Consider the following 16153-nt stretch of genomic DNA (forward strand, 5'->3'; position numbering starts at 1 on the left):
TTCAATAAGTTATTAATTCCCGCCTAACCCGCCTGCACAGAAAACCTTCGATCGCTCTGTTATTTTACTCACATGATACTCTGGGGCTTGCTGAGAGATAACCGAAATGATATTAGTAATTTCAACATTCCCCTAGATGAATGTGCTAAATAATAACCAGTTGTTAAATTTTTGTACAAAAACTCTCGATGATAGCGCAGCGACGCGCTTGTAGAGAAGGTTTTCTCTATCTTATTGAATGTCATGCTTTTTAGTGGCGTTTGATGTCTGGCAGGGCTGCCCTCAACGATACGGTTCTCACCGTAAAAGAGAATTGCTTAACAAATTTGCAAAATGTATTGGCGTGCGTTTACGCCATTTGATACTTTCCGGCCTACTATTTTGCAGCATAAAACAAGTAGATGAGAATTATTTTCATATGCTTCTCTTCTCAGATATCCAACGCAGGTCTCAAACAGGGGAGGCCTGTAAAGAATCGACGCAAGACGGCCATACGAGCGGTCAGTAATAAAAAAGTCGGTGATAGCAAGAAGTAAAAAGAAGAACCTGGCAGCAGCAAAAAAAACTCCTGCGCTGTACAGGCCCCAACAGGGGATTACACAGCTGGCGAAAGCCAGTCATTATAATGAGTGGAGTACCAACACAATGTCCATCATCACAAAAAAAAATCTGGTAGCGGCGGGGATTTTAACTGCGCTAATCGCGGGCAACGCTGCAATGGCTGCGGACGTACCTGCAGGTGTTCAACTGGCTGAAAAACAGACGTTGGTTCGTAACAACGGTGCGGAAGTTCAGTCTCTTGACCCGCATAAAATTGAAGGTGTTCCTGAGTCTAACGTTAACCGCGACCTGTTCGAAGGTCTGCTGGTGACTGACGTAGACGGCCACCCGGCACCGGGTGTGGCAGAAAAATGGGAAAATAAAGATTTCAAAGTCTGGACCTTCCATCTGCGTAAAGATGCGAAATGGTCTGACGGCACGCCGGTTACCGCCGAAGATTTCGTTTATAGCTGGCAGCGTCTGGCGAATCCAAATACCGCCTCTCCGTATGCGAGCTACCTGCAATATGGCCACATTGCCAATATTGATGACATCATCGCAGGCAAAAAACCGGTCACCGACCTGGGCGTGAAAGCGATCGATGCGAATACCTTTGAAGTTACGTTGAGCGAACCTGTTCCGTACTTCTATAAGCTGCTGGTTCACCCGTCTGTTTCTCCAGTACCAAAATCCGCCGTAGAAAAATTTGGTGAAAAATGGACTCAGCCTGCCAATATCGTGACCAACGGTGCCTACAAACTGAAAGACTGGGTAGTCAACGAACGTATGGTTCTGGAGCGTAACCCGCAATATTGGGACAACGCGAAAACCGTGATTAATCAGGTGACCTATCTGCCAATTTCTTCCGAAGTGACTGACGTTAACCGCTACCGTAGCGGTGAAATCGACATGACCTATAACAACATGCCGATTGAACTGTTCCAGAAGCTGAAAAAAGAAATTCCTAAAGAAGTGCATGTTGATCCGTATCTGTGCACCTATTACTACGAAATCAACAACCAGAAAGCACCGTTTACCGATGTACGTGTCCGTACAGCACTGAAACTGGCACTGGATCGCGATATCATCGTGAACAAAGTGAAAAACCAGGGCGATCTGCCAGCATACAGCTATACACCTCCATACACCGATGGCGCAAAACTGACTGAGCCAGACTGGTTCAAACAGACGCAAGAGCAGCGTAACGCAGAAGCGAAGAAACTGCTTGCTGAAGCGGGCTACACTGCAGATAAGCCGCTGACTTTCAGCCTGCTGTATAACACCTCTGATCTGCACAAAAAACTGGCTATCGCTGTTGCCTCGATCTGGAAAAAGAACCTGGGCGTAAACGTGAAGCTGGAAAACCAGGAGTGGAAAACCTTCCTGGATAGCCGTCATCAGGGCACCTTTGACGTGGCGCGTGCTGGCTGGTGTGCGGACTATAACGAACCGACCTCCTTCCTGAACACCATGCTGAGCGACAGCTCAAACAACACCGCGCACTATAAGAGCCCGGCGTTTGACAAGCTGATTGGCGATACGCTGAAAACCACTGACGAAGCACAGCGTACTGAACTGTACTCTAAAGCTGAGCAGCAGCTGGATAAAGACTCCGCGATCGTTCCGGTTTACTACTATGTTAACGCCCGTCTGGTGAAACCGTGGGTAGGTGGCTATACCGGTAAAGACCCGATGGATAATATCTACGTTAAAAACTTGTATATTATCAAGCATTAATGGCAATGAGTGGGGCGAGTTTACTCGCCCCACGGTGTCTAACCAACGTCACAATATATAGGCACACGCCAGAAGGTACGGGCAATGTTGAAATTTATCCTACGTCGCTGTCTTGAAGCGATTCCAACGCTGTTTATTCTTATTACAATTTCCTTCTTCATGATGCGTCTTGCGCCGGGAAGTCCATTTACCGGTGAACGTACGTTGCCGCCAGAAGTCATGGCGAATATTGAAGCGAAATATCACCTGAACGATCCTATCTCCACCCAATACTTCAATTATCTGAAGCAACTGGCTCACGGTGATTTTGGACCGTCATTCAAATATAAAGACTATTCCGTTAACGACCTGGTGGCTTCCAGCTTCCCGGTATCGGCAAAACTGGGTGCTGCGGCGTTCTTGCTGGCCGTTGTTCTCGGAGTGTCTGCGGGCGTTATCGCCGCACTTAAACAAAATACTAAATGGGATTATACCGTAATGGGGGTGGCGATGACCGGGGTAGTCATACCCAGCTTCGTTGTCGCGCCGTTACTGGTGATGATATTTGCCATCACGCTGAAATGGCTACCTGGCGGTGGCTGGAACGGCGGGGCGTTAAAGTTCATGATTTTGCCGATGGTGGCATTATCTCTGGCGTACATTGCCAGTATTGCGCGTATCACCCGAGGTTCAATGATTGAAGTGTTGCACTCGAACTTCATTCGCACCGCGCGCGCAAAAGGGCTGCCGATGCGTCGGATTATCTTCCGCCACGCACTCAAACCAGCGCTGTTACCTGTGCTCTCCTACATGGGGCCGGCATTCGTCGGGATCATCACTGGCTCAATGGTTATCGAAACCATCTACGGTCTGCCGGGTATTGGTCAACTGTTCGTAAATGGCGCGCTCAACCGCGACTATTCGCTGGTACTGAGCCTGACCATTCTCGTTGGTGCTCTGACCATTCTCTTTAACGCAATTGTCGATGTGCTGTATGCCGTCATCGACCCGAAAATCCGTTACTAACTGGAGCACGCCATGATGTTGAGTAAGAAAAACAGCGAGGCGCTGGAAAACTTCAGTGAAAAACTGGAAGTAGAAGGTCGTAGCCTCTGGCAGGACGCGCGCCGCCGCTTTATGCACAACCGTGCCGCGGTTGCCAGTCTGGTTGTTCTGGTGATCATCGCGCTGTTTGTGACCCTGGCGCCGATGCTGTCGCAATTTACCTATTTCGACACTGACTGGGGCATGATGTCCAGCGCACCTGATATGGAGTCCGGACACTATTTTGGTACGGATTCCTCCGGGCGCGATCTGCTGGTGCGTGTCGCTATCGGAGGCCGTATTTCGCTGATGGTGGGTATCGCTGCTGCACTGGTGGCGGTGATTGTGGGCACGCTCTATGGCTCACTCTCTGGTTACCTTGGCGGTAAAGTAGACTCCGTGATGATGCGTCTGCTGGAAATCCTGAACTCCTTCCCGTTCATGTTCTTCGTTATCCTGTTGGTGACCTTCTTCGGCCAGAACATCCTGTTGATTTTCGTGGCTATCGGAATGGTTTCCTGGCTGGATATGGCGCGTATTGTGCGCGGACAGACACTGAGCCTCAAACGCAAAGAGTTTATCGAAGCCGCGCAGGTAGGTGGTGTATCAATCGGTAATATTGTGGTTCGTCATATCGTTCCTAACGTGCTGGGTGTGGTAGTGGTTTATGCTTCACTGCTGGTACCAAGCATGATCCTGTTTGAATCCTTCCTGAGCTTCCTGGGGCTGGGTACGCAAGAGCCTTTGAGCAGCTGGGGGGCACTCCTGAGTGATGGTGCAAACTCCATGGAAGTATCACCGTGGTTACTGCTTTATCCGGCGGGTTTCCTGGTTGTCACCCTGTTTTGTTTTAACTTTATCGGCGATGGCCTGCGTGATGCCCTCGACCCGAAAGACCGTTAAGGAGCGCCGTCATGACAATTATTGAAACGGCCACTGCGCCGCAGGCGCAACAGCAGAGCAAACTTCTGCTGGATGTGAAAGATCTCCGTGTAACCTTTAAAACCCCGGACGGAGACGTTACCGCCGTTAACGATCTCAACTTCGACCTGCGTGCAGGTGAAACGCTGGGGATTGTCGGTGAATCTGGATCCGGAAAATCCCAGACCGCATTTGCGTTGATGGGACTGCTGGCTGCAAACGGTGTTATCGGGGGTTCTGCGAAATTCAACGGACGTGAAATCCTCAACCTGCCAGAGCATGAGCTGAACAAGCTGCGTGCCGAGCAGATCTCGATGATTTTCCAGGATCCGATGACTTCGCTGAACCCGTACATGCGGGTTGGCGAGCAGTTGATGGAAGTCCTGATGCTGCACAAAGGTCTGGGCAAAGCGGAAGCGTTTGAAGAGTCAGTCAAAATGCTGGATGCGGTGAAAATGCCGGAAGCCCGTAAGCGCATGCGCATGTTCCCGCACGAATTTTCTGGTGGCATGCGTCAGCGTGTGATGATTGCGATGGCGTTGCTGTGCCGGCCAAAACTGCTGATTGCCGATGAACCCACCACCGCGCTGGACGTCACCGTTCAGGCACAAATCATGACCCTGTTAAACGAGCTTAAGCGCGAGTTCAACACAGCGATCATCATGATCACCCACGACCTGGGCGTGGTTGCGGGTATCTGTGACAAAGTGCTGGTGATGTATGCCGGCCGTACCATGGAATATGGCAACGCGCGGGATGTGTTCTATCACCCAGCCCACCCGTACTCAATTGGTCTGTTGAATGCGGTACCGCGTCTCGATGCGGAAGGGGAATCTCTGCTCACTATTCCGGGTAACCCGCCAAACCTGCTGCGTCTGCCGAAAGGTTGTCCGTTCCAGCCGCGTTGCCCGCACGCGATGGAAATCTGCAACAGCGCTCCGCCGCTGGAAGCGTTTGCACCAGGCCGTCTGCGCGCCTGCTTTAAGCCGCAGGAGGAGTTGGTATGAACGCATTAGATGAAAAACGTAATGTGCTGCTCGAAATCGCTGACCTCAAAGTGCATTTTGACATCAAAGACGGTAAGCAGTGGTTCTGGCAACCACCCAAGACCCTGAAAGCGGTCGATGGGGTCACGCTGCGTTTGTACGAAGGCGAAACCCTGGGCGTGGTAGGGGAGTCTGGCTGCGGTAAATCTACCTTCGCGCGCGCCATTATTGGTCTGGTAAAAGCCACTGGCGGCAAAGTGGCCTGGCTGGGTAAAGACTTGTTGGGGATGAAGCCTGACGAGTGGCGTGACGTGCGTAGTGATATCCAGATGATTTTCCAGGATCCACTGGCATCATTGAACCCGCGTATGACCATCGGTGAGATTATTGCCGAGCCGCTACGTACTTATCATCCGAAGATGGCTCGTCAGGAAGTGCGCGATCGCGTGAAGGCAATGATGATGAAAGTTGGGCTACTGCCTAACCTTATCAACCGTTACCCGCACGAATTCTCAGGCGGCCAGTGTCAGCGTATTGGTATTGCACGTGCGTTGATCCTCGAACCGAAGCTGATTATCTGTGATGAGCCAGTGTCTGCGCTGGACGTGTCCATTCAGGCACAGGTGGTTAACCTGCTGCAGAAACTACAGCGTGAAATGGGGCTGTCACTCATTTTCATCGCACATGATCTGGCCGTGGTGAAACACATTTCTGACCGCGTACTGGTGATGTATTTAGGCCATGCTGTGGAATTGGGCACCTATGATGAGGTGTACCACAACCCACTGCATCCTTATACCAAAGCGCTGATGTCTGCGGTGCCGATCCCCGATCCTGACCTGGAAAAGAATAAAACGATTCAGCTTCTGGAAGGGGAATTGCCCTCACCAATTAACCCGCCGTCGGGCTGCGTCTTCCGTACGCGATGCCCTATGGCCGGGCCGGAATGCGCGAAAACGCGGCCGGTTCTGGAAGGCAGTTTCCGACATGCGGTTTCCTGCCTGAAAGTAGACCCGTTATAATCGCAAGGGCTGACATGATGTCAGCCCTTATTTTTTGCGAGGTTACTGTGTCGCTTTTACTCACGCCAGCCCGTCGGCGGCTTTACCATTTTTTATTCGATCCTGAAACAGTTTCCGGGAGACGCTTCGAAGGCCTCTGTGGTTTATTTGCGCTGCTCAGCGTGGTTGTGATCTTTATTGAGTCAGGTGTCGGGACGCAATATCACCTGACATTTGACGAATGGCATATTTTTGTCTGGCTTGAGTTGGCGATTACCCTGGTCTTTACCGCTGAATATTGCCTGAGAGTCATTTGCTGGCCCAACCCGGCCAGATACGTTTTCAGCTTTTGGGGATTTATTGATTTAGCGACGATCCTGCCGCTCTATGTGATGTGGCTGTGGCCGGAAATCAGCCTGAGTTACGTCTTTGCCTGGCGGGCGATGCGTGTCATTCGGGTATTACGTATCCTTAAATTACTGCGTTTTATGCCGTCATTGCACGTGTTCTGGCGCGCGATAGTCAGCGCACGGCACCAGCTTATTCTGTTCTATTCATTTATTGCCATCGTCATGATTGTTTTCGGCGCACTGATGTATCTGATAGAAGGGCCAAAATATGGCTTCACGACGCTCAATGCCTCGGTCTATTGGGCCATCGTGACCGTGACGACCGTGGGGTATGGCGACATCACACCGCATACCCCACTGGGACGTATTGTGGCATCAGTGCTGATTTTGATTGGCTATTCGGTGATTGCCATCCCGACAGGGCTCATTACCACACATATGAGCAGTGCCTTTCAGAGTCGCAAACAGCAGCGCAAATGCCCGAATTGTCATCAGGGGGAGCATGAACACAGCGCACGGTTTTGTAGCCGCTGCGGAAGTGAATTACCGGATTAAATAAAAAAGGCTGCAATCGCAGCCTTTTTACTATTCGCGCCAGAGGATATGGCACAGTTTGTGGTCTTTCTCGCGGCACAGCAGGATGCGGGCGAAGATGTCGTTTATTTCGCCGCCATCTTCATCAGCCAGCCCAATCACCACTTCGGCAAAGAAGTCAGGATTGAGGTCGAAATCCACATGCTCAGCCCAGTCTTCTGAAGGGTCGAATAATTCGGCACCGCCACGCTCTTCGAACTGCAGATTAAAGAGGATCACGTCTGCGGGATCGAGGTTATCAACCGCCAGTTCGAGAAAAATGTCATAGGCCTGCTCGAGCGTTTCGTCTTCGGTCAGGCGATTGTTCAGATCCATTTCCATGATGACTACCTGTTTAACATCGTTGGGCACGTTTTACAGCAACGGACTAAAGAAGTAAAACAGTCGTTCGGCAATTCTCTGCCACAGCGGACGTTTTACCCACAGTCTGGCATCCAGCAGTCGCGAGCGGGAGATATAATCATCCTGCACCGCCGCCAGGTCACCGCCAAAACCGGCGTCATCAATCACCAGTGTGATCTCAAAATTGAGCCACAGACTCCGCATATCCAGGTTGACTGTGCCCACCAGGCTTAATTCACCGTCAACAAGGACACTCTTGGTGTGGAGCAATCCGCCTTCAAACTGGTAAATTTTCACGCCTGCGGCCAACAGTTCGCTAAAGAATGCCCGGCTGGCCCAGCCCACCAGCAGCGAGTCATTTTTGCGTGGCAAAATGATACTCACGTCGACACCGCGTTGCGCCGCAGTACAGATTGCGTGCAGCAGGTCATCGCTGGGGACAAAGTAAGGCGTGGTCATGATCAGGTATTCACGGGCAGAGTAGGTTGCCGTCAGAAGCGCCTGATGAATCAAATCTTCAGGGAAACCAGGCCCGGATGCAATGGTATGAATGGTGTGACCGCTGGCCTCTTCAAACGGCATAATATTGCCGTCAGGTGGTGGTGGCAGAATACGTTTACCGGTTTCAATCTCCCAGTCGCATGAGTAAACGATACCCATAGAGGTGGCAATCGGCCCCTCCATTCTCGCCATCAAATCAACCCATTGCCCAACCCCTGAATCCTGTTTAAAGAAGCGAGGGTCAACCATATTCATACTGCCGGTGTAAGCAATATAATTATCGATCATGATCATCTTACGGTGCTGGCGGAGATCCATCCGGCGCAAAAACACACGCAGGAGGTTAACCTTCAGCGCCTCAACCACCTCGATACCGGCATTACGCATCATGCCCGCCCAGGGGCTGCGGAAAAATGCCACACTGCCTGCAGAGTCCAGCATCAGACGGCAGTGAATGCCCCGACGTGCAGCGGCCATCAGAGATTCAGCAACCTGGTCGGCCATACCACCGGGCTGCCAGATGTAAAACACCATCTCAATGTTATGGCGAGCCAGTTGAATATCGCGGATCAACGCCTGCATGACATCGTCAGAAGTGGTCAGCAACTGGAGCTGATTGCCTTTGACACCGCCAATCCCCTGACGGCGTTCACACAGCTTAAACAGCGAAGCGGCAACACTGCTGTTCTCCTCGGCAAAAATATGTTTGCAGGCTTTAAGATCGTTAAGCCACTTCGCGGTCGAGGGCCACATGGCGCGGGCACGCTCGGCGCGGCGTTTGCCCAGATGAAGCTCACCGAAAGAGAGATAGGCAATAATTCCTACCAGCGGGAGGATGTAGATTATCAGAAGCCAGGCCATGGCAGAGGGTACGGCTCTGCGCTTCATCAGGATGCGTAATGTCACACCCGCGATTAACAGCCAGTATCCCAGAATGACCAGCCAACTCACCACGGTGTAGAAGGTTGTCATAGGTAAAAAAATCCTTTTGAAAGCGTATTGTTATGAGTGTACGCATCAGGATTCATCTGGCAAATAAAAACGCCAGGTAAAAGCGCTGGTTTGCTGCAGGGTTGGGTTTATAATGGCGTCTCTGTTAGAGAAAGAGTTGTAGACATGAAGCGCAGTAGAACTGAAGTAGGGCGCTGGCGCATGTTGCGACAGGTGAGTCGTCGCAAGGCACGTTGGCTGGAAGCACAATCCCGCCGCAATATGCGTATACACGCCATCAGGAAATGTGGAATGACCCGGCACCGCAACGCGTTGCTGTTCGCAGTCCAGGATATCTGAGAAACATGAGGGCACCGCAAGGTGCCCACTGATTTTATAGCGTCTGATTTTTGGGAATAGCGTGTTTGCAGCGATATTCCCGTTGTTTTTAGCAAAAGGAGGGAGAAGTGTTTGCGGAGTTTGGTGTACTGAATTTCTGGACGTACGTTGTAGGCGCATTTTTTATCGTGCTGGTACCTGGGCCGAATACTCTGTTTGTGCTGAAAACCGGGATTGGTCACGGCGTTAAAAAAGGTTATCTCGCCGCGACGGGTGTATTTATCGGCGATGCGGTACTGATGTTTCTGGCCTGGGCGGGCGTCGCGGCATTAATCCAGACCACACCGGTACTGTTTAACATCGTGCGCTATCTCGGGGCTTTTTATCTGCTCTGGCTGGGGGGCAAAATGCTCTGGTCGGTGGTGAACCGTCAAAAAAACGCTCATGAGAGCGGGCCTGAACCTGCCAGTATGATCATGAAACGTTCGCTGGTGTTAAGCCTGACCAATCCCAAAGCGATTCTCTTCTACGTATCGTTCTTCGTTCAGTTTATTGACGTGAATGCGCAGAGCACCGGCACTTCTTTCCTGATCCTCGCGACGACGCTGGAGTTAATAAGCTTTACGTACATGAGCTTTCTGATCTTCTCTGGCGCGTTTGTTACGCGTTACCTGAAAACCAAAAAGAAACTGGCAAAGCTTGGGAACGGGCTGATAGGGCTGCTGTTTGTCGGGTTTGCGGCAAGGTTAGCATCGCTGCATTGATGTGAAGAAACAGAAAGGCTCCTGAGGGAGCCTTTTTAATGTTTGACAATTTCCCGCTATTTAGTTGTATAGTACAACTAAATAGCGGAGACAATAACATGCACATCGAAACCCCTCTTGTCAGCGATATCCGTAGCGCCTCACGTTTGATGGTGCGCGAATTAGGTTTTATGGCCTCGACGCTGGCCTCAACGAATTATTCCCCCTCGGCGGTTCATACACTTGTCGAAATTGATTTGCGGAAAGAAATGACCGCAGGCCAACTGGTGCAACTGTTAGGCCTGGAAAAGTCCAGCGTCAGCCGGATGCTGGCACGCCTTATTGCAGCAGGCGAACTTGAAGAAGTCGTTTCCAGTGAAGACGCCAGAACGAAGTATCTACGACTGACGGCAAAAGGGCAGGAAACCGTCAGACGAATTAATACCTACAGTAGCGCTCGGGTGCTCACTGCAATAAAGCCACTGGATCCGTTGCAACAGAAAACAATATCTCAGGGCCTATCACTTTATGCCAGGGCGCTGCTGGCTGGCCGTGAAACACCGGTTGAGGTTCAATCTGACGTGCTGAAAATTGTACCGGGCTATCTGCCTGGCATGATTGGTCGTATCGCTGAGATGCATGCCAGTTATTATTCCCGGGAACATAATTTTGGTCGTTTCTTTGAGGCCAAAGTGGCTTCTGGGGTGGCCGAGTTTAGTGGGCGACTGGAGAAGCCGTGTAATCAGGTCTGGCTGGCAATATTGAACGATAAAATTGTCGGCTCGGTGGCTATTGATGGTGAAGATTTAGAACCGGGGGAAGCTCACCTTCGCTGGTTTATTCTTGATGATGGCTGTCGCGGATATGGCGTGGGGAAAAAACTTCTAACCGAAGCTATGGGTTTTTGCGATAACGTGGGCTTTTCTGCTGTGCATTTGTGGACATTCAATAAACTATCCGCCGCACGACGTCTGTATGAATCATTTGGTTTCAGATTAGCCAAAGAGTGGGAGGGTGACCAGTGGGGAAGTCTTATAACAGAGCAGCAATTTACCCGGTGTAAAGACGTCTAACATATAAAAGGCTCCCTGCTGGAGCCTTTTTTACATCAGAACACTTTCTTATAAGGGCGAACGGTCACCTTCGCATACACACCGGCCGCAACGTATGGGTCCGCGTCTGCCCAGGCGGTCGCCATTTCCAGAGATTCAAACTCAGCAATAACCGTGGAGCCGGAAAAACCAGCGGCACCCGGGTCATTGCTGTCTACTGCTGGCATTGGGCCTGCGGTCAGTAATCGACCTTCATCCTGCAGCAACTGTAAGCGTGCCAGATGGGCAGGGCGAACAGACAGACGTTTTTCGAGGGAATCCGCGACATCTTCAGAGTAAATCACGTAAAGCACGGTGAAGCTCCTTAACCGTTAAAAGTGTCAGTTACGTTATGTGAAAGGACAATTGACTGCAATGCAAAGATAAAAACAATGTTAATACCCTGATCTGAATGCGCCTTTTTTGGCCTCTCCTGCGCTTAAATTGCGCCAGAGCAAAGTGTCTTATTGAATATGATTGCTATTTGCATTTAAAATCAGTGTTCGGTTTTTTAACGTTGATGATTATGACTTCGATGACCCTTGATTTACCTCGCCGCTTTCCCTGGCCGACGCTGCTTTCTGTCGTTATTCACGGTGCTGTCGTGGCGGGTTTGCTCTATACCTCGGTTCATCAGGTTATTGAAATGCCCGCACCCGCGCAGCCGATTTCTGTGACGATGGTATCGCCAGCGGATCTCGAACCACCGCAGGCGGCACCTGCACCGCCACAGCCAGTTGCTGAACCTGAGCCGGAGCCCGAGCCGATTCCGGAGCCGCCGAAGGAAGCACCGGTGGTGATCCACAAACCTAAACCGGAGCCAAAACCTAAGCCGAAGCCAAAACCGGTGAAGAAAGTTGAGGAACGTCCGAAACGCGAAGAGCGTCCGGTTGAACCGCGTGCTACCCAGGCAGTTGAGAATACGGCACCTTCACGTCCGGCAATGAATAACACGGCGACAACCGCTAAACCGACAATATCGGCACCCGCGGGCCCACGAGCACTGAGCCGTAACGAGCCTCAGTATCCCCCACGTGCTAAGGCATTACGTATTGAAGGGCGCGAAAAGGTAAAATTCGACGTCACTGCGGATGGCCGTGTTGATAATGTGGAAATCTTATCTGCTCAACCTTCTAATATGTTTGAGCGAGAAGTGAAATCAGCGATGCGCAGATGGCGATACGAAGCCGGAAAACCGGGAAATGGGCTGATAGTGAATATTGTTTTCCGCCTGGATGGTGGGGCACAGATGGAATAAGAGAAGCCTCCGTATGGAGGCTTTTTTTCGGTCTATCAGGCTTGTGGAAGTTGACGAGGTTTCCCTTCACTATCCACCGCGACATAAATAAACAGCGCTTCTGTCGCTTTATAACGCTGCCCAATCGGCTCAGAAGAAACCTTCTTCACCCATACCTCGATGTTGATCGAAATGGAGGTGTTGCCGCGTTTTACGCAGCGCGCGTAGCAGCAAACCACATCTCCAACCGCAACAGGGCGCAGGAAGGTCATGCCATCCACTCTCACGGTCACTACGCGCCCGTGGGCAATCTCTTTTGCCAGAATTGCGCCGCCCATATCCATCTGCGACATCAGCCAGCCGCCAAAAATATCGCCATTGGCATTGGTATCAGCGGGCATTGCCAGTGTGCGTAAAACCAGTTCGCCCTGCGGGGCGTTAGTTGTTGTCATTGTATTAACTCGTAACGGAAGACTTCAGGCGGGATGCTACTATGATTTCACAGCGGAGAGAATAGACCAGAACGCCTGTCGTAGACGTTCTGGTCAGTCATTAATCAGTGCTTGTCGTCCTGCGGCATGTGACGATAGATGTATACACCGCTTAACAGCGTGAAGATAAGCGTCAGCGCAGTCAGGCCGAAGACCTTAAAGTTGACCCAGATATTCTGCGGCAGCCAGAAGGCAATATAGATATTGGCGAGGCCGCAGAGAATAAAGAAGACCGCCCAGGCAATATTCAGGCGAGACCATACTTCCTGCGGTAGTGTCAGCTCTTTGCCCAGCATGCGTTGGATCAGTGGTTTTTTCATTACCCATTGGCTGATCAGTAATGCACCTGCAAACAGCGCGTAAATCACAGTGACTTTCCACTTGATAAATTCATCGTTGTGGAAGAAGAGAGTTAGTCCACCAAATACGGCTACCAGGACAAACGTCACCAGTGCCATCTTTTCCACTTTGCGATAGCGAACCCAGCTGTAGATCAGCACAACAGCGGTAGCAATGATCAACGCCGTGGTAGCGGCATAGATGTCGTACAGCTTATAAAAAGCGAAAAAGACGACGAGTGGTAAAAAATCAAGAAACTGCTTCATTCTGTGATTCCATCTTCTGTGTTGAGCCGGGCCGGTAATGCGCCCGACATCAGGGTTACTGACGAATTAACATATACAGGCGGAACAGATAGACCAGCAGTACCGCTGAAATCAGGTTGCTCAGCGTATTCGCCACCACCGCACCTACATTTGGCGTTAATACCGCAAAATTCGGCGCAAACAATAACAAGAGCGTTTTAGCAAGCAGCCAGCCGATCACGGCCGGAGCGACCAGACGCATATTCGCCCATGCAAGTTTGATACTGCTGCGCATCGCGGTAAAAATCCCCATTTTATCCTGAACAATCATCACTGGGGCAAAAGAGAGCACGATAGCCAGCAACACGCCTGGTACCACAACCAGCATAATTCCCATCTGTACCAGCATAGTGGTTAAGAAGATCAGGATAAACAGCTTAGGCAAGACTGGCGCGCTGGCACCAATCGCCCGTAAAGCGCTGACCCGATGGCCCGCCGACACCAGTTGAATCATTAGCAGTACGCCACCCGCCAGCACCGCATTACCAATAAGACCTGAGAAAGTGGATGCAGCGGAAGCCCGCAGCAGAATTTGTTGTTGCTCAGGCGTCATGTTTTGTACCAGTTCAAACAACCCCACGCTGCCTGCAAGATGGTCGCCCTGGCTCAGGCTGGCAATTTGTTCTTCACTTGGTGAGAACGCATGACCAAGCACCACCGTGATAAAGGCGCATAGCAACGCGATCAGTAAAAAGGTAATGAACTGATTGCGGAAAAAGTTTCCCGTGTCACGGTAGACAGACTTCGCCGTGATAGACATGCACTCTCCTTGAGTATTGCAGGTGTTAATTAGCCGGCAATTGTACACCGGATGCACCTGCTGTGGCAGCATCAAGGCTTGTATGGAAAAGCATATCTTTGTAAAGCGGCGGTAATCCATAGCGAGCACGAGCACGATTGCAGGCTTCGTTGACCTGCCCATCCTCTCCCGACAAGGCAAACTCCCGGCATGGGCTGGGGCGATCTTCGTAAATAGAACACCGGGTAGACACCCCAGGTTCCCCTTGTAATGCAGCACACCGGCTCTGTTTTTGGTTCGTGCCGCTCATGCAGCGGAGAAAGGGGGTTAACGGCTCAGTGAGATGAGCCGGAACAGTACCGCCGCCATCGCTGGCTTCGGCCCAGTAGAAAGAGACTCGAAAATACGCACAACAGGCTCCGCACGTCATGCACGGGTTAAGATCACTCATGGCACACCTGCAAAAGAAGAACGCATCAAATCAACTTGTGAGAGGGTTAAATTATCCAGCCGTCGGAGGAAGGGCAAGAGGGGAAAATAGAAAAATTTTGGCACTGTGAAATGTCAAAAATTGACATGGAAACAACTTATTGCTTTTCAATGCTCCACAAAAAATTAACCCAGATCAATGAATGTTAAGTTATTGGTTTTAGTGTGATCTGTAGCAGATCACTTATTACTCATTTGTGAGTATATTCTCACCCGCGATTAAAACCACAACGATGGAGCGGATATGAAAAAATTAGCGGTGGCAGCCCTTGTATTAAGCAGTCTCTCTGGCGGCGCGTATGCGCATGAAGCAGGTGAATTCTTTATTCGTGCGGGTTCGGCGACGGTTCGCCCTACTGAAGGTTCGGATAATGTGCTGGGGATGGGCGGTTTTAACGTCAGTAATAATACCCAGTTAGGTTTAACGTTTACTTATATGGCGACGGAGAACATCGGTGTTGAGCTTCTGGCTGCAACGCCATTCCGTCATCGCGTTGGCCTGGGGCCAACCGGAGATATCGCCACAGTTCACCATTTACCACCAACGCTGATGGCGCAGTGGTACTTTGGCGATGCCAGCAGCAAAGTGCGTCCGTATATTGGCGCCGGTGTGAACTACACAACCTTCTTTGATGAGAAATTTAACGATACCGGTAAAGAGGCGGGTCTGTCAGACCTCAGTCTGAAAGATTCCTGGGGCATGGCCGGGCAGGTAGGTCTTGATTATCTGATTAACCGTGACTGGTTAATTAACGCCTCAGTCTGGTACATGGATATTGATACGGACGTACGCTTCAAAGCAGGCGGTCAACAGCAAAGTATCAGTACTCGACTGGACCCGTGGGTATTTATGTTCTCCGCAGGTTATCGTTTCTGATTTCATCTCCTGAGACTGGCCAGAAAACGGCCAGTCTTTCTGCAGTATCTCCTCTAACGTACAACCAGCACCGGACATTTGGCGTGGCGCACAACGACTGCCGCATTTGAGCCTAACAGATAGGTCGTAATATCAGGCCGATGAGAGGCAATAATGATCAGGTCTGCGTTGATACTGTCGGCCAGTTTCAGGATCTGATCTTTAGGCGCGCCAGAAATGGCATGTGTCTGAACGCGGTCAGGTGGCAATTTGAACTGCTTAACCATCTCATTGAGTTTCTCCAGCGCTTCTTGCTGTATTTCCGCCAGTTTTGGCATCTCAACGGAATAGGCCAGCCCAAGAGAAGAGTAGTAGGGGAAAGAGGGAACGACCGTCAGAAAATGAACTTTACCGTTACTGATTGCTGCGTTTGCCTGTACATAAGGAATCACCTGTTCGGTCAGGCGACTCTCAGAGATATCGACAGGAACAAGAATCGAATTAAACATGCCACACCTCCTGTTTGTTTTTTATCCACTTAAAGTGTAGTGCTGTTGTAATGACATTCACTGTATTTGCGATCAAAGTGGGATATAAGG

General features: G+C 50.7%; 19 protein-coding genes. 11 read left to right on the plus strand and 8 right to left on the minus strand.

The window, feature by feature from the left end; genetic code table 11:
- Positions 1 to 645: 645 nt before the first annotated feature.
- The 6 genes from oppA to V6E55_RS01390 all read left to right on the plus strand — a co-directional run bounded on the left by oppA (position 646) and on the right by V6E55_RS01390 (position 7113).
- Complete coding sequence (oppA, locus tag V6E55_RS01365) at positions 646 to 2277, plus strand: oligopeptide ABC transporter substrate-binding protein OppA (protein ID WP_114977020.1); 1632 nt, start codon at positions 646 to 648, stop codon at positions 2275 to 2277.
- Positions 2278 to 2361: 84 nt separating this feature from the next.
- Positions 2362 to 3282, plus strand: coding sequence for an oligopeptide ABC transporter permease OppB (gene oppB, locus V6E55_RS01370; protein ID WP_114977021.1), 921 nt, complete (start codon positions 2362 to 2364; stop codon positions 3280 to 3282).
- A 12-nt stretch (positions 3283 to 3294) separates the two neighbouring features.
- The gene (gene oppC, locus V6E55_RS01375) at positions 3295 to 4203 is read left to right on the plus strand and encodes an oligopeptide ABC transporter permease OppC (protein WP_114977022.1); all 909 of its coding nucleotides are present in this window, start codon (positions 3295 to 3297) and stop codon (positions 4201 to 4203) included.
- 11 nt (positions 4204 to 4214) lie between these two features.
- Positions 4215 to 5228, plus strand: a complete 1014-nt coding sequence (locus V6E55_RS01380) for an ABC transporter ATP-binding protein (RefSeq protein ID WP_028018775.1) — start codon at positions 4215 to 4217, stop codon at positions 5226 to 5228.
- Positions 5225 to 6229 carry a murein tripeptide/oligopeptide ABC transporter ATP-binding protein OppF gene (gene oppF / locus V6E55_RS01385; protein ID WP_114977023.1) on the plus strand — a complete coding sequence of 335 codons (1005 nt, stop codon included), beginning with the start codon at positions 5225 to 5227 and terminating at the stop codon, positions 6227 to 6229. Before V6E55_RS01380 ends, oppF begins: the two co-directional genes overlap by 4 nt.
- Positions 6230 to 6243: 14 nt before the next feature.
- Complete coding sequence (locus V6E55_RS01390) at positions 6244 to 7113, plus strand: ion transporter (protein WP_316941977.1); 870 nt, start codon at positions 6244 to 6246, stop codon at positions 7111 to 7113.
- Between the two features lie 30 nt (positions 7114 to 7143).
- Here the strand turns inward: V6E55_RS01390 and V6E55_RS01395 are convergent, their stop codons facing one another.
- Complete coding sequence (locus V6E55_RS01395; RefSeq protein ID WP_114977024.1) at positions 7144 to 7473, minus strand: HI1450 family dsDNA-mimic protein; 330 nt, start codon at positions 7471 to 7473, stop codon at positions 7144 to 7146.
- A 33-nt stretch (positions 7474 to 7506) separates the two neighbouring features.
- Positions 7507 to 8967 carry a cardiolipin synthase gene (gene cls, locus V6E55_RS01400; RefSeq protein ID WP_049006868.1) on the minus strand — a complete coding sequence of 487 codons (1461 nt, stop codon included), beginning with the start codon at positions 8965 to 8967 and terminating at the stop codon, positions 7507 to 7509.
- Positions 8968 to 9111: 144 nt separating this feature from the next.
- Here cls and V6E55_RS01405 point away from each other — a divergent pair, with 144 nt between their 5' ends.
- The 3 genes from V6E55_RS01405 (at position 9112) to V6E55_RS01415 (ending at position 11080) form a co-directional block, all read left to right on the plus strand.
- Positions 9112 to 9285 carry a YciY family protein gene (locus V6E55_RS01405; RefSeq protein WP_021240326.1) on the plus strand — a complete coding sequence of 58 codons (174 nt, stop codon included), beginning with the start codon at positions 9112 to 9114 and terminating at the stop codon, positions 9283 to 9285.
- A 107-nt stretch (positions 9286 to 9392) separates the two neighbouring features.
- Positions 9393 to 10028, plus strand: coding sequence for a leucine efflux protein LeuE (gene leuE / locus V6E55_RS01410; protein WP_032642206.1), 636 nt, complete (start codon positions 9393 to 9395; stop codon positions 10026 to 10028).
- A 98-nt stretch (positions 10029 to 10126) separates the two neighbouring features.
- Positions 10127 to 11080, plus strand: coding sequence for a bifunctional helix-turn-helix transcriptional regulator/GNAT family N-acetyltransferase (locus V6E55_RS01415; protein WP_316942044.1), 954 nt, complete (start codon positions 10127 to 10129; stop codon positions 11078 to 11080).
- 35 nt (positions 11081 to 11115) lie between these two features.
- Here V6E55_RS01415 and V6E55_RS01420 read toward each other — a convergent pair whose 3' ends face one another.
- Positions 11116 to 11412 (minus strand): YciI family protein, encoded by a 297-nt coding sequence (locus tag V6E55_RS01420; RefSeq protein WP_316941978.1) that lies wholly within the window; start codon positions 11410 to 11412, stop codon positions 11116 to 11118.
- 221 nt (positions 11413 to 11633) lie between these two features.
- On the opposite strand from V6E55_RS01420, the gene tonB reads away from it, so the two are divergent.
- Entirely contained in the window at positions 11634 to 12356 is a 723-nt protein-coding gene (gene tonB / locus V6E55_RS01425) for a TonB system transport protein TonB (RefSeq protein ID WP_316942045.1), read from the plus strand.
- 35 nt (positions 12357 to 12391) lie between these two features.
- Here tonB and yciA read toward each other — a convergent pair whose 3' ends face one another.
- The 4 genes from yciA to V6E55_RS01445 all read right to left on the minus strand — a co-directional run bounded on the left by yciA (position 12392) and on the right by V6E55_RS01445 (position 14660).
- The gene (gene yciA, locus V6E55_RS01430) at positions 12392 to 12787 is read right to left on the minus strand and encodes an acyl-CoA thioester hydrolase YciA (RefSeq protein ID WP_008502796.1); all 396 of its coding nucleotides are present in this window, start codon (positions 12785 to 12787) and stop codon (positions 12392 to 12394) included.
- A gap of 104 nt (positions 12788 to 12891) precedes the next feature.
- A complete protein-coding gene (locus V6E55_RS01435; RefSeq protein WP_061097985.1) occupies positions 12892 to 13431 on the minus strand; it encodes a septation protein A in 540 nt (179 codons plus the stop codon).
- Positions 13432 to 13486: 55 nt separating this feature from the next.
- Positions 13487 to 14230, minus strand: a complete 744-nt coding sequence (locus tag V6E55_RS01440; protein WP_114977028.1) for a YciC family protein — start codon at positions 14228 to 14230, stop codon at positions 13487 to 13489.
- Between the two features lie 25 nt (positions 14231 to 14255).
- Positions 14256 to 14660: a YkgJ family cysteine cluster protein gene (locus V6E55_RS01445; RefSeq protein WP_114977029.1), complete on the minus strand. Its 405-nt coding sequence runs from the start codon at positions 14658 to 14660 to the stop codon at positions 14256 to 14258.
- A 282-nt stretch (positions 14661 to 14942) separates the two neighbouring features.
- On the opposite strand from V6E55_RS01445, the gene ompW reads away from it, so the two are divergent.
- Positions 14943 to 15575, plus strand: coding sequence for an outer membrane protein OmpW (gene ompW / locus V6E55_RS01450; RefSeq protein ID WP_114977030.1), 633 nt, complete (start codon positions 14943 to 14945; stop codon positions 15573 to 15575).
- A gap of 53 nt (positions 15576 to 15628) precedes the next feature.
- Here ompW and uspF read toward each other — a convergent pair whose 3' ends face one another.
- Positions 15629 to 16063 carry a universal stress protein UspF gene (gene uspF / locus V6E55_RS01455; RefSeq protein ID WP_114977031.1) on the minus strand — a complete coding sequence of 145 codons (435 nt, stop codon included), beginning with the start codon at positions 16061 to 16063 and terminating at the stop codon, positions 15629 to 15631.
- Between the last annotated feature and the right edge of the window lie 90 nt (positions 16064 to 16153).

It is taken from the genome of Enterobacter sp. 342 (genome assembly GCF_036663495.1).
Lineage (GTDB): Bacteria > Pseudomonadota > Gammaproteobacteria > Enterobacterales > Enterobacteriaceae > Enterobacter.